At 60.4% G+C, this 24485-nt stretch carries 19 protein-coding genes; 15 read left to right on the top strand and 4 right to left on the bottom strand.

The window, feature by feature from the left end; all coding sequences use genetic code 11:
* The 4 genes from I2E69_RS00155 (at nucleotide 1) to I2E69_RS00140 (ending at nucleotide 5211) form a co-directional block, all read left to right on the top strand.
* On the top strand, nucleotides 1–765 hold the full coding sequence (locus I2E69_RS00155) for a nitrilase family protein (RefSeq protein ID WP_195458137.1): 765 nt from the start codon (nucleotides 1–3) through the stop codon (nucleotides 763–765).
* A 288-nt stretch (nucleotides 766–1053) separates the two neighbouring features.
* Nucleotides 1054–3870 carry an excinuclease ABC subunit UvrA gene (gene uvrA / locus I2E69_RS00150; protein WP_195458136.1) on the top strand — a complete coding sequence of 939 codons (2817 nt, stop codon included), beginning with the start codon at nucleotides 1054–1056 and terminating at the stop codon, nucleotides 3868–3870.
* Between the two features lie 50 nt (nucleotides 3871–3920).
* The gene (locus I2E69_RS00145) at nucleotides 3921–4463 is read left to right on the top strand and encodes a DUF4251 domain-containing protein (RefSeq protein ID WP_195458135.1); all 543 of its coding nucleotides are present in this window, start codon (nucleotides 3921–3923) and stop codon (nucleotides 4461–4463) included.
* 10 nt (nucleotides 4464–4473) lie between these two features.
* Nucleotides 4474–5211 (top strand): hypothetical protein, encoded by a 738-nt coding sequence (locus I2E69_RS00140; protein ID WP_229095290.1) that lies wholly within the window; start codon nucleotides 4474–4476, stop codon nucleotides 5209–5211.
* A gap of 79 nt (nucleotides 5212–5290) precedes the next feature.
* Here I2E69_RS00140 and ispF read toward each other — a convergent pair whose 3' ends face one another.
* A complete protein-coding gene (gene ispF, locus I2E69_RS00135) occupies nucleotides 5291–5770 on the bottom strand; it encodes a 2-C-methyl-D-erythritol 2,4-cyclodiphosphate synthase (RefSeq protein ID WP_195458134.1) in 480 nt (159 codons plus the stop codon).
* Between the two features lie 65 nt (nucleotides 5771–5835).
* Between ispF and I2E69_RS00130 the strand changes: the two genes are divergently transcribed.
* The 10 genes from I2E69_RS00130 (at nucleotide 5836) to obgE (ending at nucleotide 20747) form a co-directional block, all read left to right on the top strand.
* The gene (locus tag I2E69_RS00130) at nucleotides 5836–7287 is read left to right on the top strand and encodes an aminoacyl-histidine dipeptidase (protein WP_195458133.1); all 1452 of its coding nucleotides are present in this window, start codon (nucleotides 5836–5838) and stop codon (nucleotides 7285–7287) included.
* Between the two features lie 74 nt (nucleotides 7288–7361).
* Nucleotides 7362–9380 (top strand): beta-L-arabinofuranosidase domain-containing protein, encoded by a 2019-nt coding sequence (locus tag I2E69_RS00125; RefSeq protein WP_195458132.1) that lies wholly within the window; start codon nucleotides 7362–7364, stop codon nucleotides 9378–9380.
* Between the two features lie 95 nt (nucleotides 9381–9475).
* Nucleotides 9476–11896: a TonB-dependent receptor gene (locus I2E69_RS00120; RefSeq protein ID WP_195458131.1), complete on the top strand. Its 2421-nt coding sequence runs from the start codon at nucleotides 9476–9478 to the stop codon at nucleotides 11894–11896.
* Between the two features lie 89 nt (nucleotides 11897–11985).
* Nucleotides 11986–13092 (top strand): alanine dehydrogenase, encoded by a 1107-nt coding sequence (ald, locus tag I2E69_RS00115; RefSeq protein ID WP_195458130.1) that lies wholly within the window; start codon nucleotides 11986–11988, stop codon nucleotides 13090–13092.
* Nucleotides 13093–13419: 327 nt separating this feature from the next.
* Nucleotides 13420–14940, top strand: coding sequence for a 2-isopropylmalate synthase (locus I2E69_RS00110; protein ID WP_195458129.1), 1521 nt, complete (start codon nucleotides 13420–13422; stop codon nucleotides 14938–14940).
* Between the two features lies 1 nt (nucleotide 14941).
* Entirely contained in the window at nucleotides 14942–16318 is a 1377-nt protein-coding gene (gene leuC / locus I2E69_RS00105; RefSeq protein WP_195458128.1) for a 3-isopropylmalate dehydratase large subunit, read from the top strand.
* A 12-nt stretch (nucleotides 16319–16330) separates the two neighbouring features.
* Nucleotides 16331–16924, top strand: a complete 594-nt coding sequence (leuD, locus tag I2E69_RS00100) for a 3-isopropylmalate dehydratase small subunit (protein ID WP_195458127.1) — start codon at nucleotides 16331–16333, stop codon at nucleotides 16922–16924.
* A 30-nt stretch (nucleotides 16925–16954) separates the two neighbouring features.
* Nucleotides 16955–18475, top strand: a complete 1521-nt coding sequence (locus I2E69_RS00095) for an alpha-isopropylmalate synthase regulatory domain-containing protein (RefSeq protein WP_410489077.1) — start codon at nucleotides 16955–16957, stop codon at nucleotides 18473–18475.
* Nucleotides 18465–19526 carry a 3-isopropylmalate dehydrogenase gene (leuB, locus tag I2E69_RS00090; RefSeq protein WP_195458125.1) on the top strand — a complete coding sequence of 354 codons (1062 nt, stop codon included), beginning with the start codon at nucleotides 18465–18467 and terminating at the stop codon, nucleotides 19524–19526. The genes I2E69_RS00095 and leuB overlap by 11 nt, the downstream gene beginning before the upstream one ends.
* 207 nt (nucleotides 19527–19733) lie before the next feature.
* Nucleotides 19734–20747: a GTPase ObgE gene (gene obgE / locus I2E69_RS00085; RefSeq protein ID WP_195458124.1), complete on the top strand. Its 1014-nt coding sequence runs from the start codon at nucleotides 19734–19736 to the stop codon at nucleotides 20745–20747.
* Here the strand turns inward: obgE and I2E69_RS00080 are convergent.
* The 3 genes from I2E69_RS00080 to serB are packed head-to-tail and all read right to left on the bottom strand — an operon-like array spanning nucleotide 20713 to nucleotide 23469.
* Entirely contained in the window at nucleotides 20713–21504 is a 792-nt protein-coding gene (locus I2E69_RS00080) for a DUF5689 domain-containing protein (protein WP_195458123.1), read from the bottom strand. The two genes, obgE and I2E69_RS00080, sit on opposite strands and share 35 nt — an antisense overlap.
* A complete protein-coding gene (locus I2E69_RS00075; protein WP_195458122.1) occupies nucleotides 21482–22246 on the bottom strand; it encodes a DUF5689 domain-containing protein in 765 nt (254 codons plus the stop codon). Before I2E69_RS00075 ends, I2E69_RS00080 begins: the two co-directional genes overlap by 23 nt.
* Nucleotides 22246–23469, bottom strand: coding sequence for a phosphoserine phosphatase SerB (gene serB, locus I2E69_RS00070; protein ID WP_195458121.1), 1224 nt, complete (start codon nucleotides 23467–23469; stop codon nucleotides 22246–22248). Before serB ends, I2E69_RS00075 begins: the two co-directional genes overlap by 1 nt.
* Nucleotides 23470–23578: 109 nt before the next feature.
* Between serB and I2E69_RS00065 the strand changes: the two genes are divergently transcribed.
* Nucleotides 23579–24484, top strand: a complete 906-nt coding sequence (locus I2E69_RS00065; RefSeq protein WP_195458120.1) for a mechanosensitive ion channel family protein — start codon at nucleotides 23579–23581, stop codon at nucleotides 24482–24484.
* The last annotated feature ends 1 nt before the right edge of the window (nucleotide 24485 follow it).

Below are 24485 nucleotides of genomic sequence, written 5' to 3'. Positions count from 1 at the left end.
ATGACACTCCGCATCGCCCTTTGCCAGTGCGGCGTCGAGTGGGAACAGCCTGCGCGGAACCTTGCGCGGCTGGAACCGCAGGTTGCCGCCGCCGAAGCGGATGTCGTGCTGCTGCCCGAGCTGTTTGCCACGGGCTTCACGCTCGATCCTGCCGGCGTGGCCGAAGGCCCGGGCGGCCCCGTCGCCGAGGCCCTGCGCCGCTGGGCCGTGCAGTATGATAAGGCGGTTGCGGGCAGTGTCGCCGTCGTTGAAGACGGGTGTTTCTACAACAGGATGTATTTCGTGAAGCCTTCGGGCGAATGTGCGTGGTACGACAAACGCCACCTGTTCGCACCCGGCGGCGAAGCCCGGAATTATACGCCCGGCAACTGCCGTACGGTGGTCGAATACAAGGGTTTCCGATTCCTGCTGCTGGTCTGCTACGACCTGCGTTTCCCGGTCTGGAGCCGTTGCCGGTGCGATTACGATGCCATTCTGTGCTGCGCTTCGTGGCCCGCACCGCGCCGGGAGGTGTGGCGGACCCTGCTGCGCGCCCGGGCCATCGAAAACCAATGCTATGTTGCGGGCGTGAACCGGGTGGGGGACGATCCTTCGGCGCATTATGCCGGGGATTCGGCCCTCGTCGACTTCAAGGGCCGCACGCTGGCCGAAGCAGGCGCCGGGGAGCAAATCCTGACGGGCGCGCTCGACGACGGGGCGCTGGAGGCATTCCGTGAGAAATTCCCCGCCTGGAGGGATGCGGATGATTTTTGGATTCAAATCTGATTTCGGGAATTAGGTGTTTGTTGTACGACAGCCCGTATCCGACCGTCGTTTTCGCCGCTTTTGGCGTCGTATACAAGTCTGACCCCGCCCCAAACCCCTCCCTCAGGGTGGGACTTAGTGCCGCAAAGCGGCAAAATCGGTGCTCTCGGTTGTTGGTGCATAAAAGTATATAATCACGTTCTTGCGGCTTGTTTTTCAGACGCGAAAGTCGTATCTTTACGCACTTTTCGCTCCGGAAAAGTTCCCGCATCCAATAAAAGGGGCTTCCGGTGCGTTTTTCTCACGAAAATGGAAGATACGATCAAAATACTGGGCGCCCGGGTTCACAACCTCAAGAACGTGGACCTCGAAATTCCGCGCCGCAAACTGGTAGTCGTCACCGGCCTCTCGGGGTCGGGTAAATCGTCGCTGGCCTTCGACACGATCTACGCCGAAGGACAGCGGCGCTACATGGAGACGTTGTCGACCTACGCCCGTCAGTTCGTGGGGGCGATGGAGCGTCCCGACGTGGATAAGATCACGGGACTCAGTCCCGTGGTGGCTATCGAACAGAAAACGACCAACAAGAATCCCCGCTCGACGGTCGGAACCGTGACTGAGATCAACGACTTCCTGCGCCTGCTTTACGCGCGGGCGTCGCGGGCCTATTCGCCCGTGACGGGCGAGGAGATGGTCCACTATACCGACGACCAGATCGCCGAACTGATCCTTACGGGTTTTGCAGGGCGAAAAATCGCCTTGATGGCCCCCATTGTCAAGGGCCGCAAGGGCCACTACCGCGAACTGTTCGAATCGCTGGCCAAGAAGGGGTATATCTATGCGCGTATCGACGGCGAAATCCGCGAAATATCGTCCGGAATGCGGCTCGACCGTTATAAAATCCATACGATCGACCTGGTGGTGGACCGTCTCGTGGCGAACGAAGAGGCCCGTGACCGGCTGATGACTTCGCTCAAGGAGTCGATGCGCCAGGGCAAGGGCACGATGGCCGTCTACGACTACGGGACCGAGCAGCAGCGTTTCTATTCGCGCCACCTGATGTGTCCCTCGACGGGTGTGGCTTTCGAGGATCCTGCGCCGCACACCTTCTCGTTCAATTCGCCCAAAGGCGCCTGTCCCCATTGCAACGGACTGGGCGAAGAGGCTGTCTTCGACATCGGGAAGATCATCCCCGACGCCCGGCTTTCACTGCGCGAAGGGGCCGTCGAGCCGCTGGGGAAATACCGCAACAACATGCTCTTCGCCATCCTCGAAATGCTGGGCCGCCGTTACGATTTCACGCTCGACGACCCTATCGAGGCCTTTTCGGAAGAGGGGCTCAACGCCGTGCTGTACGGCGATTCGGAGCCGCTGACGGTCGACCTGCAGGAGTTCAGCTCTTCGGGCGGACGCCAGTTCCTTTCGTGGGAGGGCGTGGCTGAATACATCGGCCGCACCGAGGACGACGATTCGAAGCACGGACAGAAGTGGCGCGAACAGTTCCTCGTCTACCGCAAATGTTCGGTCTGCGGCGGCTCGCGCCTCAGGAAAGAGTCGCTCCAGTTCCGGGTCGCCGGCAAGAACATCGCCGAAGTGTCGGCGCTGTCCATTTCCGAATTTTCGGAGTGGGTTCCCACCATCGAACCGCAGTTGTCGGAGAAGGAGCGGAAGATCGCGCAGGAGATCGTCAAGGAGATTCGCGAACGCCTGCGTTTTTTGATGGACGTGGGGCTGGGCTACCTGTCGCTGTCGCGCTCGTCGCGTTCGCTGTCGGGCGGCGAGAGCCAGCGTATCCGTCTTGCCACGCAGATCGGTTCGAAACTCGTAAACGTACTCTATATCCTCGACGAGCCTTCGATCGGGCTTCATCAGCGCGATAACCAACGCCTGATCCGCAGCCTCGAAGAGCTGCGCGACGCGGGCAACTCGGTGATCGTTGTCGAGCACGACGAGGATATGATGCGTGCCGCCGACTTCATCGTCGACGTGGGTCCCCGTGCGGGGCGCAAGGGTGGTAACATCGTGGCTGCTGGGACGTTCGAGGACATCCTCCGATCGGACAGCATCACGGCCGACTACCTCACGGGACGCCGCCGGATCGGGATTCCCGAAACGCTGCGCAAAGGTACGGGCGAGCGTATCGTGATCCGCGGCGCGCGGGGCAACAACCTCAAGAACATCACTGCGGAGTTCCCGCTGGGCAAATTCATCTGCATCACGGGCGTCAGCGGTTCGGGCAAATCGACGCTCGTCAACGAAACGCTGCGGCCGATTCTTGCAAAGGAACTTTACCGCTCCTTCGACCAGCCGCTGGAGTACGACAAGGTCGAAGGGATCGAACACATCGACAAACTGGTCGTCGTCGACCAGTCGCCTATCGGGCGTACGCCGCGTTCCAATCCCGCAACCTACTCGAATGTCTTTTCCGACATCCGCAAGCTGTTCGAAATGACCCCCGACGCCCAGATTCGCGGCTTCAAGGCCGGGCGTTTTTCGTTCAACGTCAAAGGCGGCCGCTGCGAGGAGTGCCGCGGGGCGGGTGTGCAGACTATCGAAATGAACTTCCTGCCCGATGTCTACGTGCGCTGCAAGGCATGCGGCGGCCATCGCTACAACCGCGAGACGCTCGAAGTGAAGTACAAGGGCAAGAATATCGACGACGTGCTGAACATGACGGTCAACATGGCCGTGGAGTTTTTCGAGAACATACCTAATATATACCAGAAACTCAAAGCGATTCAGGAGGTGGGGCTGGGCTACCTGACGCTCGGCCAGCCCTGCACGACGCTGTCGGGCGGCGAGAGCCAGCGCATCAAACTCTCCTCGGAACTTTCGAAGCGCGATACGGGCCGTACGCTGTATATTCTGGACGAACCCACGACGGGGCTTCATTTCGAGGATATCCGTTTGCTGCTCGACGTGCTGAATAAACTTGTCGACCGCGGCAATACGGTTATCGTCATCGAGCACAACCTCGATGTCGTCAAGGTCGCCGACCATATTATAGATATAGGTCCCGAGGGCGGGGCTGCCGGAGGAAAGATCGTCGCCGAGGGTACGCCGCACGAGGTCGCACAGTGCGAACAGAGTTACACGGGGCAATTCCTGAAAAAAATTGGACTTTAACGAGTTCGGCATCGATTTTGCTGTCATAGCCGTAACAAACCTTATGTGCTATGAAAAAAACAGTCATTATCGTTGTGGGCCTGTTGCTCTGCGCAGCGGCCGTTACCGTGATCGGACAGAAAAAAGTGCTGTCGCCCAAAGAAGAACGCCGCGAGGTGCGCGAGAAACGTCGTGCGGAGCGTATCGCCAATTACGAGAAGTTCATGGACTCGCTCGTTTTGTCGCGTAACTTCCAGTTCAATCCGACATCTTTCCAGCGCCAGCCCGCAGGTCCTATGCGCCAGATCATGAACCCCGCGTTCAACGTCGGCGTCTGGGACGGTACGGTGGACATTACGCTGCCCTACATCAAGGGTTACGTGCCGCCTTACTATGTGACGATCATCAACTACACGGTTCCCGATGTGCAGGGCTATATCACCGAGCAGACACACGAGGGCTGGATGGTGACCTTCTCGACTTCGCTTTTCTCGGCGTCGACCTACACCTTCACCTTCGAGATCTTCTCCCGCACAGGCGGTGCGACGCTGACGATCACCAACCCGTGGTACAATCCCGTACAGTATTCGGGATCGATTTCGCAACTCTATTAGTTCGCAGCGTATGAGCCGGACTTCCGCTTCTTCCGGCGGCGGTTCGCGGCATGCCGCGTCCGCCGACCGTATCGACACGAAAACCCCCGCTTCGGCGGGGATTTTTGTCCGCAGGCTGTCCGTTGCGGCTGCGGGGCTTCTCGTGGCCTGCACGGCCGTGGCGCAAACCCCGCAGTATTCGCTCGAAACCTCTGCTGTGGACAGCGTACCCCAGACGACGATCGTTCCCGTACAGCAGTCTCCGGTGCAGGTCGTGGAGCGCACGACCGTCTATGAGGAGCCGGCGGGCATGGACCGTGCCGAGCGGCGGGCTTATAAGGCCAGGGTCTACGCCGCGAAGATCGACTCGCTGGTGCAGTCGCGCGATTACATGTTCTTCCCCAATTCGATGCAGCAGCAACCCGGCGGAATGATTCGCTCGATCTATGCGGACTACTTCTTTTTCGGGGTTTTCGTCGACCATGTCGAGGTGCACCTGCCCACCGAACGGGGAATCACCCAGTATGTCGAAATGCTGAATTTCGATTCGATGTCGGTTCGCGACTACCGCGCCGCCCGCGTGCAGTGGGGGTGGTCGATCTCTTTCAATATCACCGGCGGCGATGCGCTCTACCACGCCGATTTCGCCGTCTCGACCGCTACGGGCGAAACGGTGCTGACGCTCCTGACGCCCGATGTCACGATGCGCTACGTAGGGTGGCTGTGGAACAAGCGGGTGAACGATCCGAAATTCCGGAGACTGGATTGAAAAACAGAAGGCTGCCTATCCCAGACAGCCTTTTTTCGTTGCAACCGGCCGATTCCGCCCGTGCAAAACCGCCGATGGCTCACTTCTTGTATATCAATGCCACGGCCGAAGTGGAAACACCCTCTTCGCGGCCCTCGAAGCCCAGATGCTCTGTGGTCGTAGCTTTGACCGACACCCGGTCATCGCCTACGCCCATTGCGTCGGCCATCGCGGCGCGCATGGCGTCGATATGCGGCCGCAACTTGGGCCGCTGCATCTGGATCGTGCAGTCCACATTTCCGATCTCGTATCCCTTTTTGCGCAGCAGTGCCGCGACTTTCCGTAAAAGTATTTTCGAATCGATGCCTTTGAAGTCGGCCGACGTGTCGGGGAAATGCAGCCCGATGTCGCCCAGCGCGGCGGCGCCCAGCAGGGCATCGCATACGGCGTGAATCACCACGTCGCCGTCCGAGTGGGCGACGCACCCTTTCGTATGGGCGATCTCCACGCCTCCCAGAACCAGCCTGAGGCCGTCGGCCAGGGCGTGTACGTCGTATCCGTGTCCTATCCTGAAATCCATTGTTTCTGTATTTTATATTGCCAAAGTTACCGAATTTTTTTATATTTGCGAAAACAATCAGCATTATGTCAGAAATTACCTCTTTGGAACCGCGTCTTGTCTGGGAGCAGTTCGATGCCATTACGCGTGTGCCGCGTCCTTCGAAAAAGGAGGGCAAAATTATCGACTTCCTGGTCGATTTCGCCAAAACACACCATATCGAGTATAAAAAGGATGCCATCGGCAACGTCGTGATGCGCAAGCCCGCCACGCCGGGCTTCGAAGACCGCGCCGCGGTGATTCTCCAGTCGCACATGGACATGGTCTGCGAGAAGAATTCCGACGTGGAGTTCGATTTCGAGCACGACGCCATCCGCACGCGTATCGACGGCGAATGGGTCAAAGCCGAAGGCACGACGCTGGGCGCCGACTGCGGTATCGGCATGGCCGCCGCGCTGGCTGTGCTGCTCGACGAGTCGGTGGAACACGGGCCTGTCGAGGCGCTGTTTACCGTCGACGAAGAGACCGGGCTGACCGGCGCCTTCGAACTGGGCGAGGGGATGCTCACGGGCAAATACCTCATCAACCTCGACTCGGAAGACGAGGGCGAAATATTTATCGGCTGTGCGGGCGGTATCGACACCCTCGCGACGTTCCATTATACGATGGAACCCGCTCCGAAGAATTACACGTTTTTCCGCGTCGACGTGTCGGACCTGCAGGGCGGACATTCGGGCGACGACATCGACAAAGGCCGCGTCAATTCGAACAAGACCGTGGCGCGCCTGCTGTGGGACGGCATGCAGTCGTTCGAGTTGAAACTGTGCTATTTCAACGGCGGCAATCTCCGCAATGCCATTCCCCGCGAAGCGTATGCCATTTTCGGCGTTCCCGCGCGGTTCAAGGACGAGTTCGTCAAGCGTTACAACCTCTTTGCCGCTGACCTCGAAGCCGAATTCCGCTTCCGTGAACCCAACTTCCGGATTACGCTCAACGAGATGCCCCATGTCGACGAAGTGCTCGACGCCAAAACCCAATTTGCGCTGGTCTACTCGCTCGTGGGCGTCCCCAACGGGGTTATCGCCATGTCATTTGCCGTTCCGGGACTGGTCGAGACTTCGACGAACCTGGCTTCGGTGAAGTTCGAGGAGGGCAACCGCATCGTCGTCACCTCGTCGCAGCGGTCGTCGGTCGAGAGCGCCAAGACTTATGTGATGCAGATGGTCGAGTCGGTCTTTGCGCTGGCGGGCGCCGACGTGGCCCATTCGGACGGCTATCCGGGCTGGACGCCCAACCCCGATTCGAAACTGCTGGAAGTTACCGTCGATGCTTATAAACGACTGTTCGACACCGAACCCAAGGTCCGCGCTATCCATGCCGGACTGGAGTGCGGCCTGTTCCTCGAAAAGTACCCCGACCTGGAGATGGTTTCCTTCGGCCCGACGCTGCGCGGCGTGCATTCGCCCGACGAGCGGCTCGAAATAGCCACGGTTCCCAAGTTCTGGAGCCTGCTTGCCGAAGTTTTGAAAACGCTCTGATTCCCGATTTCAAGGTGCGTTGTCGCAGGGTGCTGCGCAACGCACCGTTTGTTTGCCGTCATCCGAAGAAACCCATGAAACCGATCCGATTCGTCATTTTGCTGTTTTCGGCGGCATTTGCGGCCTGCTCGGCCGAACGGTTCGACATCGTCGACCGTCCTGACATCGCTTCGCGCAACGCCTATTACCCGAGCAACCGGGCTCCGCTGCAACCCCAGTATTTCGTGAAGCTGCCTGTCGGGGCCGTGCGCCCTGCGGGGTGGATCGCCCGCCAGCTCCGGCTCCAGGCCGACGGACTGGCCGGAAACCTGGGGCGTATCAGCCAGTGGCTGGAGAAGGACCGCAACGCATGGCTGGGCCGCGGCGACAGCAACGGCTGGGAGGAGGTTCCTTACTGGCTGCGCGGATATGCCGCGACGGCTTATATCCTCGGCGACCGGGCGATGACGGACGAGGCCCGCTCGTGGATCGAGGGCATCCTTTCGACGCAGCGGCCCGACGGCTGGTTCGGCCCGGTTCTTACCAACGAGCGCGGCAGCCGCGACCTGCTGGCGAACATGGTCGTCTGCTGGATCATGCAGGACTACTACGACTATACGGGCGACGAGCGCGTCATCGCGTTCCTGACGAGTTACTACAAGTGGCTTGCAGCCTGCCCCGATGAGCTTTTCCTGAAACATTACTGGGACAACAGCCGTGGCGGCGACATGATGTGGACGCTGGCGTGGCTTTACAACCGCACGGGCGACGAGTCGCTGCCGGAACTGGCCCGCAAGATACACCGCAATACGGCGGACTGGACGAAACCGACTCAGTTGCCTAACTGGCACGTGGTGAATATCGCGCAGGGGTTTCGCGAACCGGCCGAATGGTGGATGTTCTCGGGCGACCGGAAGGCCCTTCACGCGACGTATAACGTCTTCAGTTTCATCCGCCGGGCCTTCGGACAGGTTCCCGGAGGCATGTTCGGGGCCGACGAAAACGCCCGCATCGGTTTCTTCGATCCGCGCCAGGGTTCGGAGACCTGCTCGTTTGTCGAACAGATGCTTTCCGACAATATTCTGTTGCAGGTAACGGGTGATCCCGCGTGGGCCGAGAACTGCGAGGACGTGGCCTTCAACAGCTATCCCGCGGCGCTGATGCCCGATTACAAGGCGCTGCGCTACCTCACCTGTCCGAACCATGTCGTTAGCGACTCCCGCAACCACAATCCGGGTGTCGACAACTCCGGGCCGTTTCTGGCCATGAACCCGTTCAGCAGCCGTTGCTGCCAGCACAACCACGGCATGGGATGGCCTTATTACATCCAGCATCTCGTGATGGCCACGCCCGACAACGGAGCCGCCGCACTCGTTTACAGCGCGTGTACGGCGACGCTGAAAGTGGGGGACGGGCGGCAGGTTACGATCACCGAGTCGGGAAACTATCCGTTCGAAGAGCAGGTGCGATTCACCGTGAATACCGACGGCGGCGTTTCGTTTCCGCTCTATCTCCGCATTCCGACATGGTGCGATGGGGCTTCCGTGTATGTCAACGGACATGAGGCGAAGGGGACCTGTACGCCGGGGAAGTATGCGAAAATCGCGCGCGAATGGCAGGACGGCGACGAAGTCGTACTCTGTCTTCCGATGAAACTTTCGCAGCGGACGTGGCAGGTCAACCAGAACGGCGTGACGGTCGATTATGGTCCGCTGACGCTCTCGCTGAAAATCGACGAGGAATACCGCCGCGTGGACAGCCGCGCGACGGCTATCAGCGATTCGAAATGGCAGGCTGACGCCGACGTGGCGCAATGGCCCTCCTACGAGATACATGCGGCGTCGCCGTGGAACTACGCCCTGGTGTCCGGTGCGCCGATAACGCTCCAAAGGCGGGAGTGGCCTGCGGACGACAACCCCTTCACGCTGGAGTCCGTGCCGCTGGAGTTCTCGGCCAAGGGGCGGCTGGTTCCGGACTGGACGATCGACCAGTACGGCCTTACCGGCGTGCTGCCCGGCCCCTGGGCGGAGCGCAGCGATACGGTGTCCGACATAAAGCTGGTCCCGATGGGGGCCGCCCGGCTCCGCATCTCGGTCTTCCCGCCCGCTGAATAGTTGCCTTTCCGCATCCGGAAGCGTAACATAATCCCGGATTTTATCGCTGCATTCGCATATTTTGCTATCTTTGTATTTCATAAAGTTGCGAAAATATGCTGAAAAGGTGCTGTGCCCTGTTGTGTTTTCTGCTTCCGTGTGCGGCGGCGGCCCAGTACCCCGGCGACGAATACTATCCTTATGCCGAACGCGAGGAGCGGCGCGAACTGCTTACGACCGATTCGGCTGTTTTCTACCGTGCCGTACAGTCCCCTTCGGACCTCTACGGCCTTCACACCGATTTTAACCTGCCGCAGGTCGCGCTCCGGCGCCGCGGACTGGATTACCGGCTGGAACGCACGTCGCTGACGGGCGTTGAGGTTTCCTACCGTTACCTGACGGCCCTGCGACTGCTCGGGGCCGAAGAACAGCGCTATGCGGGACTTGCCGCGGCGCCCGGGGAGCCGGGTACGGCGGGCGGCATCCGGACATTCCGGTTTCCGGACGGGGAGCCGTTGCAGCCCTTCCTGGCTTCGGTCCGCTTTACCGACCGCAACTACCTCGTCGGAGCAAAAGTCGCCGCCGCGTCGTCGTTCGGCAACGGTTGGCGCATTTCGGCAGCGCTCGATGCCCGCACGGGCCGCGACATGCACGTCGAAGGGGTTTTCACCAATGCCGTGACTGTCGGCCTGCACCTTGCCAAACGCTTCGGCGAAGGGCACGAACTCTCCGTGCTGTGCATCGTGCCGCCGTCGGTGCGGGGCACGCGCCTTTCTTCTTCCGAAGAGGCTTTTACGCTGACGGGCGACCGCCTTTACAATCCGGCCTGGGGCTGGCAGGACGGCAAGGTGCGCAACTCCCGCGTGCGGCGCGAAACGGTTCCGCTGGCGCTTTTTACCTATGGCGTGCCGTTGTCCGTTTCGACCTCGCTTGCTGCCGTGCTGGCCGCCGAGGCGGGCGTTGCGAAGTACAGCATGCTCGACTGGTACGACGCCCGTACGCCGATGCCCGACAATTACCGCTGTTTACCCAGTTATACCGGCGACCGGGAGACCGAACTGGCATGGCTCGCAAATGACCCTCGTTATACCCAGGTCGACTGGGACGAACTGATCCGCCAGAACCGCATGGCGGGCGGACACGCCGTCTATGCATTGGAAGACCGCGCCGAACGGCTCTGCAACCTTGCCTTCGACGCACTGTTCACCACCGAAACCGATGCCCGGCTGACGCTCCGCTACGGGGTCTTCGTGCGCCGCGAGCATACACGCTCCTATAAACAGATGCGCGACCTGCTGGGTGCGGAGTACGTCACCGACATCGACCGTTTTCTCGTGGACGACGATACGTACAGCAACAAGTTGCAGAACGACCTGCGGCATCCCGGCCGCACGATCCGCGAGGGCGACCGTTTCGGCTACGACTATGCGCTGACACTACGCGGAGCCGGTTTCCGCCTGCAGGCCGATTACCGTTCCGACCGTTTTCGCGCCGACCTTTCGGCGATGCTGGGGAGCGACGCCGTCAGCCGCCGGGGCTATTACGAAAAGCAGCTCTTTCCCGGTGCGCAGTCCTATGGCCGTTCGCGGGTCGTGCGTTTCACGCCCTATACGCTCAAGGCCCTTGCGGGCTGGGCTTTCTCCCCGCGGCACTACCTCGAAATCGCCGCTATGGCTGCCGCTCGCACTCCTGCGGCCGAAGACCTGTTTTACCAGCCGCTTTACAACAACCGCACGGTCGACAATCCTGCGCCCGAACGCATCTATGCCGCCGAACTCAACTACCGCCTGACAGGTCCCGTCGTGGATTTCCAGGCGACGCTCTTCGCCGTGACGACACTCGACGGCTCCGAAACGCGGCGTTATTACGACGACATGGCTTCGGTCTACTGCGACATGGCCGTAACGGGTGTCGGGCGCATGTCCTATGGCGTTGAGGCCGCCGCCGGCATCCGGCTGTCCTACCGCTGGCAGTTGTCGCTGGCGGCTTCGGCCGGACGCTATAAATATGTGCGCGACCCGCGCATTACGGCGCTTTCCGATGTCGATAACTCGGCCGTCGACATGCGTGCCGTGAGCCGCATGCGCGGATGCGAGGTCGGTGGCGTCCCTCAGCTTACCGCTTTGGCCGGGATCGCTTATTTCGGCCCGAAAGGGTGGGGATGCCGCGCCTCGGCGGGGTATGCCGGGAGGCGTTACGTCGAGCCGATGCCCCTGCGCCGTACCGACCGGATCGCCGGACAGGGCGGCATCACGCGCGAGTTTTTCGACGCCTTTACCCGGCAGGAGCGGCTTGCCGACGCCATCACGCTCGACGCCTCGCTTTTCAAATCGTTCTATTTCGAACGTTCGCGGCTGACGGCGTCGCTGATGCTGCGCAACCTGACGGGCAACGCCGATACGGTCTACGGCGGCTACGAGTCGCTGCGCGTGCGCCGTATCCGTCCGGGCGATGATACCCTCTACGCGCCCCATGCTTCGCGTTACACCTACGCCTGGCCCCGTTCGTTCTATCTTACAATCTCTTACCGCTTCTGATCCCTGCGCAAAAAATCGTCCTGATTTTTTGGATTTTCGTGTTAAATTCGTATTTTGGAAAGGCTAAAAACCTTAAAACATCCAAATCCATGATTATCGGTATTCCAAAAGAGATCAAGAACAATGAGAACCGCATTGCTCTTACCCCTTCGGGCGCGCAGGAGCTCGTGAAGCGGGGCCATCAGGTTTATGTGCAGGCTGCGGCCGGTGTGAACAGCGGGTTTGCCGATGATGCCTATACGGCCGTCGGGGCGGAGATACTCCCTACGATCGAGGAGGTTTACGCCCGGGCGGAGATGATCATTAAGGTCAAGGAACCTATTGCTCCCGAATATAAACTCATCCGCAAGGACCAGTTGGTCTTTACCTTTTTCCACTTCGCCAGCAGCGAACCCCTCACCCGTGCCATGATCGACAGCGGGGCGGTCTGCTGTGCTTACGAGACCGTCGAGCGCGCCGACCGTTCATTGCCGCTGCTGATCCCGATGTCGGAGGTCGCAGGCCGCATGTCGACGCAGGAGGGCCGTTATTTCCTCGAAAAGCCTCGCGGCGGCAAAGGCGTGCTGCTGGGCGGCGTGCCGGGCGTGAAACCCGCCAAAGTCTTCGTCATCGGAGCCGGAGTCGTCGGCACGGCCGCTGCGAAGACCGCAGCCGGAACGGGCGCCGACGTGACGATCTGCGACATTTCGCTTCAGCGACTGACCTACCTGGCCGACGTGATGCCCAAGAACGTCAAGACGCTGATGTCTTCCGAATACAACATCCGCGAGGAGCTGAAGCATGCCGACCTGGTGATCGGGTCGGTGCTGATTCCCGGAGCCAAGGCCCCGAAACTCGTTACGCGCGATATGCTGAAGGAGATGGAACCCGGAACGGTTATGGTCGACGTTGCCATCGACCAGGGCGGTTGTTTCGAGACTTCGCGCCCCACTACGCACGAGGACCCTGTGTATTATGTCGACGGCATCCTGCACTATTGCGTGGCCAACATTCCGGGCGCCGTGCCCCGCACCTCGACCCTCGCGCTCACCAACGCGACGCTGCCTTATGCCATCCAGCTTGCCGACAAGGGCTGGCGGCGCGCCGCGCAGGAGAATCCCGAACTGGCGCTGGGCCTGAACATCGTCGGCGGCAGGGTGGTCTATAAACCCGTCGCCGAGGCCTGGGGACTGCCTTACGAACCGTTGGCGCTTTAGCGGCGTTTCGTTTTTTTGACGGCCTTCCGGTCCTTTCGGGGCGGGGAGGCCGTCGGTATGTCATACGGTTTGCGTACGAATGGGCGAAAATTTAGCCGTTTTGTTTTTGAAATTCTTAAATAATTCATATATTTGCAAGAGAGCAAGGCAGTTACGTTCGGTGTTCCGGTTTCATTCCGATTGGAAAGAGAGTTGAAATGCGCCGGATTTTTAAGTGCGGTGACTGTTTTTGTTACGGATCGTAAGCAATATGAGAAGTTAGGGTGGCGTTCGCCGCACGGTAGCGTGAGGCGGCGTCATTGAGTTTTATTCGATAAAGAGGTTAGTATGAGCGAGAGATTGTACATTTTCGACACCACGCTGCGCGATGGTGAGCAGGTCCCCGGTTGTCAGTTGAACACCACCGAAAAAATTGAGGTCGCCAAGTTGCTTGAGAGCCTCGGCGTAGACGTTATCGAGGCGGGATTTCCCATCTCCAGCCCCGGTGATTTCAACTCCGTGCTGGAGATTTCCAAGGCTGTTTCCCTTCCGACGATCTGCGCGCTGACCCGCGCCGTGAAGAAGGATATCGACGTTGCTGCCGACGCCCTGCGGCTGGCGAAGCACAAACGCATCCACACGGGTATCGGCGTTTCGCCGCAGCACATCTATGACAAGCTGCGTTCCACGCCCGAAAAGATCGTCGAATCGGCTGTCGAGGCGGTGAAATACGCCAAACGTTACGTCGAGGATGTGGAGTTTTACGCCGAGGACGCCGGACGCGCCGATGTCGAGTACCTCGCCCGCGTGGTCGAGGCGGTCATCAAGGCCGGTGCAACGGTGGTCAATATCCCCGATACTACGGGCTACTGCCTGCCGAACGAATATGGTGCGAAAATCAAGTACCTTGTGGACAACGTTTCCAACATCGACAAGGCCATTATCTCCACCCACTGCCACAACGACCTGGGCATGGCTACGGCCAATACGCTGAGCGGCATTCTGAACGGAGCCCGGCAGGCCGAGGTGACGATCAACGGCATCGGCGAACGGGCCGGCAACACCTCGCTTGAAGAGGTGGTGATGACCCTGCGCTGCCACAAGGACGTGGCCATCGACACGAATATCAATTCGCGACTGATCACCAAGGCGTCGCACCTGGTGTCGAGCCTGATGAACATGCCCGTGCAGCCCAACAAGGCCATCGTGGGCCGCAATGCCTTCGCCCATTCGTCGGGCATCCACCAGGACGGTGTGCTGAAGCAGCGCCAGACCTACGAGATCATCGACCCGCAGGACATCGGCCTGAACGAGTCGATCATTGCCCTGACGGCCCGCAGCGGCCGTGCGGCCCTCGTGCACCGCCTCGAACTGCTGGGCTACGACCTCACGCAGGAGGAGATCGACGCCACCTACGAAAAATTTCTTGCCCTGGCCGATAAGAAGAAAGAGATCCACGACTACGACCTGTTGTACCTTGTGGGCGATATCGACCGCATGAAACAGCAGTCCATTGCGCTGAAGTTCCTGCAGGTGACCACCGGAACGCTGGTCCCGACGGCTACCGTGGTGCTGAAATTCGGTGACCACGAGCGCATGTCCACCGCCACGGGCAACGGCCCGGTCGATGCGGCGGTCTCGGCCATCAAGAAGCTGATTAACGAGAAGGTCGTGCTCGCGGAGTTCCTGATGCAGGCCATTACGCGCGGTTCGAACGACGTGGGCCGCGTGCATGTGCAGGTCGAGTGCGGCAGCCGCACGGTTCACGGATTCGGGGCGCACACCGATACCACGCGGGCTTCGATCGAGGCGTTCCTCGACGCACTGCGCGCACTCAACGTAACCGAAAAGATCGAGGAGGAGGATTGATATGGGACGAACGCTTTTGGACAAAATATGGGATGCGCACACGGTGCGTGTCGAGGACGGCGGCCGCTGCGTGCTTTACATCGACCGGCAGTATATTCACGAGGTGACTTCGCCCGTGGCCTTTGCAGGCATCGAACGCCGCGGAATCGGCGTCGCACGCCCGTCGCAGATCACGGCTACGGCCGACCATAACATCCCGACCGTCGACCAGCACCTTCCCATCGGGGAGCCCGAATCGCGGCGTCAGGTCGAGGCTCTGGCCGAGAACTGCGCCCGGCACGGTATCGAGCACTTCGGCGTGGGCAACCCGCAGCAGGGCATCGTGCACATCATCGGTCCGGAGCTGGGCTTTACGCAGCCGGGCATGACCATCGTCTGCGGCGACAGTCATACTTCGACCCACGGAGCTTTGGGCGCCGTGGCGTTCGGCGTGGGAACTTCGGAGGTCGAAATGGTCTTCGCCAGCCAGTGCATCCTCCAGACCAAACCCCGCTCGATGCGTATTGTGGTCGACGGCGCGCTGCGCCCGGGCGTCGAGGCCAAGGACGTTATCCTGTACATCATCTCGAAACTCACCGCTTCGGGCGGCACGGGCTATTTTATCGAGTTCGCCGGCAGCACGATCCGTTCGCTTTCGATGGAGGGCCGCATGACGGTCTGCAACATGAGCATCGAATGCGGTGCGCGCGGCGGCATGATCGCTCCCGACGAAAAGACCTTCGAATACCTCCGCGGCCGCGAACGTGCGCCGCAGGGAGCCGCTTACGACGAGGCTGTGGCCCGCTGGCGGAAACTATACAGCGATTCCGACGCCGTTTTCGATAAGGAATACCGCTTCGATGCCGCAGACATCGCTCCGATGATTACCTACGGGACCAATCCCGGCATGGGTATGGCCGTCGATGCGGCGATTCCCGCCGACGCCGATCCCAAGGCCCTGGAATACATGGACTTTAAGGCCGGAGAGAAGATGCTGGGTAAAAAGGTCGATTACGTATTCGTCGGCAGTTGCACCAACGGGCGCATCGAGGACCTGCGCCGCTTCGCCAGATTGGTCGAAGGCCGCCGCAAGGCCGATAACGTAATCGCGTGGATCGTTCCCGGTTCGAAGGGCGTCGAAGCCGCCGCCAAGGCCGAAGGGTTGGATCGGATTCTCGCTGCTGCGGGATTCGAACTGCGCCAGCCGGGCTGTTCGGCGTGCCTGGCGATGAATGCCGACAAGATCCCTGCCGGCAAATACAGCGTTTCGACCTCGAACCGCAATTTCGAGGGCCGCCAGGGTCCCGGGGCCCGCACGATGTTGTCGGGTGTGGCCGTTGCGGCCGCCGCCGCGGTAATGGGCGAAATCGCCGATCCGCGCGAAGTATTCGGATTCTAAACCAGTAAGACTATGGCAATTCCCAAATTCGTAACTTTTACCTCGGGGGCTGTTCCCGTCGAGGTGGAAAATATAGATACCGACCAGATCATTCCGGCGCGCTTCCTGAAAGCCACCGAGCGCAAAGGATTCGGCGACAACCTCTTCCGCGACTGGCGTTACGACGCTGCGGGGCAGCCCATCGCCGCATTCCCGCTCAACGATTCGCGCTACGAAGGCAAAATCCTCGTAGCAGGGCGCAATTTCGGTTGCGGCAGTTCGCGCGAGCACGCTGCCTGGGCCATCGCCGACTATGGATTCCGTGTCGTGGTGTCGAGTTTCTTCGCCGACATCTTCCGCAACAACGCCCTGAATACCGGGTTGCTGCCTATCCGTGTCAGCGAGGAGTTCCTCAAGGCTGTTTTCGACGAAATCCGCCGTAATCCGGCGGCGCAGTTCACTGTCGACCTGGACCGCCAAACCCTGACGATCGCTTCGAACGGTCGCAGCGAAGGGTTCGAGATCGACGCCTACAAAAAGCGCTGTCTCGAGAACGGTTACGACGACGTGGACTACCTGCGCAGTATCGCAGACCAGATCGGGGCCTTCGAAGCCGCACGCAAATAGGCTGTGCCGATGCTTCTCCCGGTTGAAATAATGGATACCACGCTGCGCGACGGCGAGCAAACCTCGGGCGTTTCCTTCAACGCCCGTGAAAAACTCTCCATCGCCCGGCTGTTGCTGGAGGAACTGCGCGTCAGCCGTATCGAAATCGCTTCGGCACGGGTCTCGCAGGGCGAACAGCAGGCCGTGCGCACCATTGCCGACTGGGCCGCCGACAAGGGCTATACCGACCGCGTGGAGGCGCTGGGGTTCATCGACGGCGGGCTGTCGCTCGATTGGCTCGGGGATGCCGGATGCCGTGTGGTCAACCTGCTGGCCAAAGGTTCGGAGAAACATTGCCTCGGCCAGTTGCGCCGCACCCCGCAGCAGCATCTCGACGACGTACGGGCCACGATCGGCATGGCTGTCGAACGCGGGATGAAGGTGAACCTCTACCTCGAAGACTGGTCGAACGGCATGCGTCATTCGCCCGGTTACGTCTATGCGATGCTCGACGGCCTGGCCGACACCCCGGTCTGCCGTTTCATGTGCCCCGATACGCTGGGCGTCCTCGATCCCTACGACACCGAACGTTTTTGCCGCGATTTGGTGCAGCGCTATCCGGCGTTGCATTTCGATTTCCATGCCCACAACGACTACGACCTCGCCGTGGCCAATACGGCTGCCGCCGTGAAGGCCGGCTTCCACGGCGTCCACGTCACCGTCAACGGGCTGGGCGAGCGTGCCGGCAATGCGCCGCTGTCGAGCACCGTGGCCGTGCTGCACGACCGGCTGGGCCGTACGACGGGCATCGACGAGACGAAGATCAACCGCGCCAGCCGGACGGTCGAGACTTATACGGGCATCCGTATTCCCGCAAACCGCCCGATCGTCGGCGCGAGCGTCTTCACGCAGTGCGCGGGTATTCATGCCGACGGCGACAATAAGAATAACCTCTACTTCAACGAATTGCTGCCCGAACGTTTCGGGCGGGTCCGCGAATACGCCCTGGGCAAGACTTCGGGCAAGGCCAATATCCTGAAGAACCTCGAAGCCCTGGGCATCGACCTCGACGAGGCGGCCATGCGCAAGGTGACCGAGCGGGTGGTCGAACTGAGCGACAAGAAGGAGCAGGTGACAGCCGAGGATCTTCCCTACATCATTGCCGACGTGCTGCGCTACGACCAGGTCGAAAATCCGGTCCGGATTCTCAATTACAGCCTTTCGCTTGCGCAGGGACTGCATCCCGTCGCGACGCTTCGGATCGAAATCCACGGCCGGGAATACGAGCAGACCTCGGCGGGCGACGGCCAGTACGACGCCTTCATGCGGGCCCTGCGGCAAATCTACAAGCATCAGCTCGAACGCGAGTTTCCGATGCTGCGCGACTATACCGTTTCGATCCCGCCGGGAGGCCGTACCGACGCCTTCGTGCAGACGATCATCACCTGGGAGATGGACGGGCGCGAATTCAAGACCCGAGGACTGGACGCCGACCAGACGGAGGCCGCCATCAAGGCGACTGTCAAAATGTTGAATATCATTGAAATAAACTATAACGACAATGGATGTTAAAATAGCTCTTTTAGCCGGTGACGGCATCGGTCCCGAAATCATCGCCGAGGCTACCAAGGTCCTGGACCGTGTGGCGGCCCGGTTCGGACATAAAATCACGTATCAGCCCGCGCTGGTGGGCGCTGCGGCCATCGACGCCACGGGCGACCCCTATCCCGACGAGACGCATGCCGTCTGCCTTGCGGCGGACGCCGTGCTGTTCGGAGCCATCGGCGACCCCAAATATGACAACGATCCCACTGCGAAGGTGCGTCCCGAGCAGGGTTTGCTCCGGATGCGCAAGTCGCTGGGGCTGTTTGCCAACCTGCGCCCCGTGGCGCTGTTCGACGCGCTGGCCGACCGTTCGCCGCTCAGGGCGGAGGTGGTTCGCGGTACGGATTTCATCTGCGTGCGCGAACTGACGGGCGGCATCTATTTCGGTCGCCCGCAGGGCCGTGACCAGGAGGGCACACGCGCCTTCGATACCTGCACCTATACCGTCGGGGAGATCGAACGGGTGCTGCACGTGGCGTTCCGGCTGGCCGTGTCGCGCCGCCGGAAGCTGACCGTCGTGGACAAGGCCAACGTGCTGGAAACCTCGCGCCTGTGGCGTGAAACGGCCCAGCGGATTGCCAGGGAATACCCCGATGTGGCGGTGGACTTCATGTTTGTGGACAACGCCGCCATGCAGATTATCCGCCAGCCGGCTTATTTCGACGTGATCGTCACCGAAAACATGTTCGGCGACATCCTGACCGACGAAGCCAGCGTCATCAGCGGATCGCTGGGGATGCTCTCTTCGGCGAGCGTCGGCGCCGAGGTGGCCCTTTTCGAGCCGATCCACGGCTCTTATCCGCAGGCCGCCGGGAAGAATATCGCCAATCCGATGGCTACGATCCTCTCGGCTGCGATGCTGCTGGAACACCTGGGCCTCGATGCCGAAGGCAAGGCCGTGCGGCGTGCCGTCGACAGGGCGTTGGCCGAAGGCGTCGTCACCGAGGACCTTGTGGCGTCGGGCGAAAAGGCCTGTTCGACCTCGGAGGTGGGAGACTATGTCGCCGCGAACGTATAACGGTCCTCTGAAATAACGGGTTATTGCAGACTGCTTTTCGCGGTCTGCTTTTTTTGTACTATCTTTGCAGTCCTAATTACAGTGCTGCATTCCCATCGCAAGCGATAAGTACCTTCCGAGGGAGGCGTTTGGGGTAGGGTTACGACTAGTATACGACGCCGAAGGCGGCGATAAGGAGAGTTGGCAGCGCAAAAACGATGAATAAACATGGCAGGATCGAACTTCGTAGATTACGTAAAAATATTTGCCCGTTCGGGGCATGGCGGAGGCGGCTCGATGCATTTCCGCCGCGAGAAATTCGTGGCGTTCGGCGGTCCCGACGGCGGTGACGGCGGCAAGGGCGGCAGTATTGTTCTCCAGGGCGACAAGCAGTATTGGACGCTCATCCACCTCAAGTACCAGCGTCACCAGTTCGCCGAAGACGGCGAACACGGTTCCGGAGCCCGTTCGTCGGGCAAGGATGCCAAAGACATCGTGATCCCCGTTCCGCTGGGTACGGTCGCTAACCGTATCTGTGAAAACGAGGACGGAACGACGACGACCGAAGTCGTAGGCGAGGTGACTGCCGACGGCGAGCAACTCGTGCTGCTCAAGGGCGGCCGGGGCGGTCTGGGCAACTGGCATTTCAAGAGCGCCACGAACCAGACGCCGCGTTACGCCCAGCCGGGCGAGGATGGCGAGGAAGGCACGTTCATCCTCGAACTGAAGGTGCTGGCCGACGTGGGGCTGGTGGGTTTCCCCAATGCGGGCAAGTCGACGCTTCTTTCGGTCGTTTCGGCCGCGAAGCCCAAGATCGCCAACTACGCCTTTACGACGCTGGAGCCCAACCTCGGCATCGTCGAGGTCCGCGACCATAAATCGTTCGTCATGGCCGACATCCCGGGCATCATCGAGGGCGCGCACGAAGGCCGCGGCCTCGGAACCCGTTTCCTGCGCCATATCGAGCGCAATTCGGTACTGCTGTTCATGATTCCGGCCGACAGCGACGACATCCGCCGCGACTACGACATCCTGCTGGGCGAACTGACGCAGTACAATCCCGAATTGTTGGACAAGGAGCGCCTGCTGGCTATTACCAAATGCGACATGCTCGACGAAGGGCTGATCGCCGAGATGCGCGGCCATCTGCCCGAGGGCGTGCCGTCGGTCTTCATATCATCGGTGTCGGGGCTGAATATTCAGCAGCTCAAAGACATGCTGTGGGAGGCGTTGCAGCGGTAGCGAAAAATGCTTCGCGGTTGGTGACGCGCAACGTGTATTTTCCGGCGAAATAGTCGATAATTCCATACAAGGAGCCTGTACCCTGCGGTACGGGTTCTTTTGCGTAGGTACAGGTTCCGGCGGTCCGCACGGTGAAGGTGCGGCCCTGTGCGTCGGCGATCTGCCGTTCGGTGGTGACGGTGCGGTGGGTTTCCGGATCGGTGTCGCACCAACTTCCCGCCTCGGTGAAATGCACCCCTTCGAAGCAGACGCGGGTGTCGATGTGCCGGGCCGAAACGGCGTCGAATGTGAGGCGCTCCACGGGACGCGCTTCGCCGGCAGGAGGGTCGGCGTGGATGTAACGCGCCAGTTCGTCGCGCGGAATGCGCCCTATGCCGTCGTCGCCGGGCGCGGTTCCCAACAGTATTTTTCCGCCGTAATCGTATAGCGTCAGCCCGTTGCAGCGTACGGTCGCAATGTATCCGAACGGAAACAGGTCGGCCAGCGGCGTGTGGTCGATGGCGATTGCAATGCCGTCCGAGCCGTCTTCGACGACGATCATCCGGTCATATTCCCCGTAGAGGTCGTTGGCCGTGACGAATCCGTAGACGGTGATGTCCTGCGTGATTGCGACGCTGCTTTTCCCGTCGCAAAGCGATTTGAGATAGGAGATCGAGTACTCCGATTCCGGAGGGCAGACCACATATTCGGGTTTGGTCGCCTTGTCGCATCCGCCCGGCAGCAGCAACAGCAGGCTAATACAGGCAGTCGTTTTCATCGCGGAGTTTGAGTATGTAACGCCCGTCGCCCGCCGCATCGTACTGGAGGATTCCCGTCAGTGAGAGTGTCGCGGCAGGTACTTCCGCATCGGCGAATCGGGCATATGGGCGAACGTAAGTGTAGACGGTGTTTCCGTTCGTGTCGGTGAACCGTTTGTATCCGGCCCATGTTGCAGGCGAAAGGTCTTCGGGCGTGTAGCGCAGGCCGTCGATGCGCACCAGCGTGCCGCACTGTCCCTGCGAAAGAGCAGGCAGGGTGAGCAGGGCGGGAGTCGCGGCGAGCAGTGTTTCGCCATTGCGGACCAATACGGCCGACAGGGCTGCCCGGGAGCCGAGGTAATCCGTCGCGTAGCCGCTTCCTGCGGCGGGCGGCCGGCCGACCTGCAATACGCCGCGGCTTTCGGCAAGGGTCAACCCCTCCAGGTACAAAATTACACGGCATCCTGTCGGGAAGTCGTTGTGCAGGTGGTCGATACCGGCCATCACCTCAAGTCCCGCTTCAGCATCTTCGATGCAGAGCGTGCGGTAGAAATTTTCCGCGAGATCGTTGCTCGTAACCGTTCCGGTGACGACGATGCCGCTCGTAATGGTAAAGGGAGTTCCCGCGTAGCGGGCGCGCAACTGGGCGATGGTCTCCGTTGCAACCTGATCCCGTCCGCCGCCGTTCGGCTCCCCGAAGCGGGAGTCGTAGCATCCGGCCAGCAGGAGCGCGGCGGCGCAGATCGTCGTCAGCGGTCGCATTACTGCTCGATGCGCGAATCTTTCAGCCCCAGGAAATAGAGGATGCCGTCCAGTCCGATGGTCGAGATCGACTGCCGGGCCGTGGCTTTCACCTTGGGCTTGGCGTGGAAGGCGATGCCGAGACCCGCGAGGTTGAGCATCGGCAGGTCGTTGGCGCCGTCGCCGACGGCGACCGACTGTGCGATGTTGATCTCCTCGAACTGGCACAGCAGCCGCAGCAATTCGGCCTTGCGGCGTCCGTCGACCACTTCGCCGACGTAGCGGCCCGTGAGACGTCCGTCTTCGATCTCCAGTTCGTTGGCATAGACGTAGTCGAAGCCGTATTTCTGCCGGAGGTAGTTGCCGAAATAGGTGAATCCGCCCGAGAGGATCGCTGTTTTGTAGCCCACGCGTTTGAGGATGGTCATCATGCGCTCCAGCCCTTCGGTGATCGGCAGGCTGCGGGCAATCTCCTCCATAACGGAGACATCGAGCCCCTTCAGCAGGGCGACCCTTTGTGCAAAACTCTCCCGGAAGTCGATTTCGCCGCGCATGGCGCTGGCCGTGATCTCGCGTACCTTGTCGCCCACGCCGGCGCGCTCGGCCAGTTCGTCGATCACTTCGGTTTCGATCAGCGTCGAATCCATGTCGAAGCAGATCAGGCGGCGGCTCCGGCGGTAGATGTCGTCCCGCTGGAACGACACGTCGAGGCCGATCTCCGAGAGGTTCATGAATCCCTCCTGCATCGTGCTGCGCTCCTGGTCGGTGAGCGATCCGCGCACCGAAAGTTCGATGCACGACTTCGCGGCCCGGTCGTCCTCGCAGAGGGGCATGCGGCCCGTAAGGCGTTTGATGGCGTCGATGTTCAGTCCGTGTTCGGCTACGACCTTCGTCACCTGGGCGATGTGGCGTGCCGTGACGGTGCGGCCTAGCAGGGTGATGATGTAGCGGTTCTTGCCCTGGCGGCTTACCCAGTCGTTGTAGCGGTCTTCGGGAATCGGCGTGAAGCGGATCATGACTCCCAGTTCCGAGGCTTTGAACAACAACTCTTTCATAATGCTTCCCGATTTGTCGGCCGTGGTTTTTATCAGGATGCCGAGTGTCAGCGACTGGTGGATGTTGGCCTGTCCGATATCGAGGATGAAGGCGTCGTAACGCGCAAGGATTTCGGTGAGCGACGAGGTCATGCCCGGTTTATCTTCGCCCGAAATGTTTATCTGGATAATTTCAACGTTGTTCTGCATCGTGTTGTGTGTGATGTTTTCCGTCGCTTTCTGCAAAAAGCGTAGACAAAGTTAATAAAGTTCTCCTTTTTTTGGCTATTTTTGCATGATAAACTTAAAAAACGGAATTATGTGGACATTTTTAGCAACTGAGGCCCCGGTGATAGTACCCGACAGCGTACAGAAGGCTCATTTCGCCGAAGCTGTCAACCGAATCGTAAATCTGGATGTCAGCGAACTCGTCGGGTCGCTGCTGCGCGAGTCTGTCTGGATCGTGATTAAAGTACTTATCGCGCTGGCGATCTATTTCGTAGGCCGCTGGATCGTGCGCCGCATCCTCCGGGTGGTCGATGTCGCCATGCAGCACCGCAATGTCGACACGTCGCTGCGCTCGTTCACGCGCAATACCATCAGCGCGGTTTTCACGTTGCTGCTCATCCTGATCGTCGTATCGACGCTGGGTGTCAACGTAACGTCGCTCATCGCCGTCGCGTCGGCCGCTACGCTGGCCATCGGTATGGCCCTGAGCGGTACGGCCCAGAACTTCGCCGGCGGGGTGATGATCCTGCTGATGAAGCCTTACCGCATCGGCGACTACATTTCGGCGCAGGGACAGTCGGGAACGGTCCGCGATATCAAACTTTTCTCGACGGTGATCACCACGGCCGACAATCAGACGATTTACATCCCCAACAACTCCATCGCCACGGCCATCATCGACAACTATTCGACTGCCGAACTGCGCCGTGTGGACTGGACCGTGGGTATCTCTTACGGCGACGACGTGGATGCGGCCCGCAAGGCTATCCTTTCGATGCTGGCCGCTGATTCGCGCATCATGCCCGATCCTGCCCCGGTGGTGTGGGTCGCAGCGCTGGCCGACAGTTCGGTGAATCTCTCCATCCGCGCCTGGGTGAAGAACGGCGACTACTGGAACGTCTTTTTCGAGCATAACGAGCAATTCTACAAGGAACTGCCGAAAGCAGGCATCAGTTTCCCGTTCCCGCAGATGGACGTACATGTGAAAAAAGAATAAA

Source organism: Alistipes sp. D31t1_170403_E11, assembly GCF_015553985.1.
In the GTDB taxonomy this organism is placed as follows: domain Bacteria; phylum Bacteroidota; class Bacteroidia; order Bacteroidales; family Rikenellaceae; genus Alistipes; species Alistipes montrealensis.
The sequence above is the reverse complement of the archived record's forward strand: the minus strand, read 5'-3'. Positions and strand labels throughout refer to the sequence as shown.

What these genes read in the sequence shown, in the direction of transcription:
- I2E69_RS00095 (WP_410489077.1), top strand. Translation starts at nt 16,955, where the DNA reads ATGGATACCACGCTGCGCGACGGCGAGCAAACCTCGGGCGTTTCCTTC.
- ispF (WP_195458134.1), bottom strand. Translation starts at nt 5,770, where the DNA reads ATGGATTTCAGGATAGGACACGGATACGACGTACACGCCCTGGCCGAC.
- I2E69_RS00155 (WP_195458137.1), top strand. Translation starts at nt 1, where the DNA reads ATGACACTCCGCATCGCCCTTTGCCAGTGCGGCGTCGAGTGGGAACAG.
- leuD (WP_195458127.1), top strand. Translation starts at nt 16,331, where the DNA reads ATGGCAATTCCCAAATTCGTAACTTTTACCTCGGGGGCTGTTCCCGTC.
- leuB (WP_195458125.1), top strand. Translation starts at nt 18,465, where the DNA reads ATGGATGTTAAAATAGCTCTTTTAGCCGGTGACGGCATCGGTCCCGAA.
- I2E69_RS00110 (WP_195458129.1), top strand. Translation starts at nt 13,420, where the DNA reads ATGAGCGAGAGATTGTACATTTTCGACACCACGCTGCGCGATGGTGAG.
- ald (WP_195458130.1), top strand. Translation starts at nt 11,986, where the DNA reads ATGATTATCGGTATTCCAAAAGAGATCAAGAACAATGAGAACCGCATT.
- serB (WP_195458121.1), bottom strand. Translation starts at nt 23,469, where the DNA reads ATGCAGAACAACGTTGAAATTATCCAGATAAACATTTCGGGCGAAGAT.
- I2E69_RS00140 (WP_229095290.1), top strand. Translation starts at nt 4,474, where the DNA reads ATGAGCCGGACTTCCGCTTCTTCCGGCGGCGGTTCGCGGCATGCCGCG.
- obgE (WP_195458124.1), top strand. Translation starts at nt 19,734, where the DNA reads ATGGCAGGATCGAACTTCGTAGATTACGTAAAAATATTTGCCCGTTCG.
- I2E69_RS00065 (WP_195458120.1), top strand. Translation starts at nt 23,579, where the DNA reads ATGTGGACATTTTTAGCAACTGAGGCCCCGGTGATAGTACCCGACAGC.
- I2E69_RS00125 (WP_195458132.1), top strand. Translation starts at nt 7,362, where the DNA reads ATGAAACCGATCCGATTCGTCATTTTGCTGTTTTCGGCGGCATTTGCG.
- I2E69_RS00130 (WP_195458133.1), top strand. Translation starts at nt 5,836, where the DNA reads ATGTCAGAAATTACCTCTTTGGAACCGCGTCTTGTCTGGGAGCAGTTC.
- I2E69_RS00080 (WP_195458123.1), bottom strand. Translation starts at nt 21,504, where the DNA reads ATGAAAACGACTGCCTGTATTAGCCTGCTGTTGCTGCTGCCGGGCGGA.
- I2E69_RS00075 (WP_195458122.1), bottom strand. Translation starts at nt 22,246, where the DNA reads ATGCGACCGCTGACGACGATCTGCGCCGCCGCGCTCCTGCTGGCCGGA.
- I2E69_RS00145 (WP_195458135.1), top strand. Translation starts at nt 3,921, where the DNA reads ATGAAAAAAACAGTCATTATCGTTGTGGGCCTGTTGCTCTGCGCAGCG.
- leuC (WP_195458128.1), top strand. Translation starts at nt 14,942, where the DNA reads ATGGGACGAACGCTTTTGGACAAAATATGGGATGCGCACACGGTGCGT.
- uvrA (WP_195458136.1), top strand. Translation starts at nt 1,054, where the DNA reads ATGGAAGATACGATCAAAATACTGGGCGCCCGGGTTCACAACCTCAAG.
- I2E69_RS00120 (WP_195458131.1), top strand. Translation starts at nt 9,476, where the DNA reads ATGCTGAAAAGGTGCTGTGCCCTGTTGTGTTTTCTGCTTCCGTGTGCG.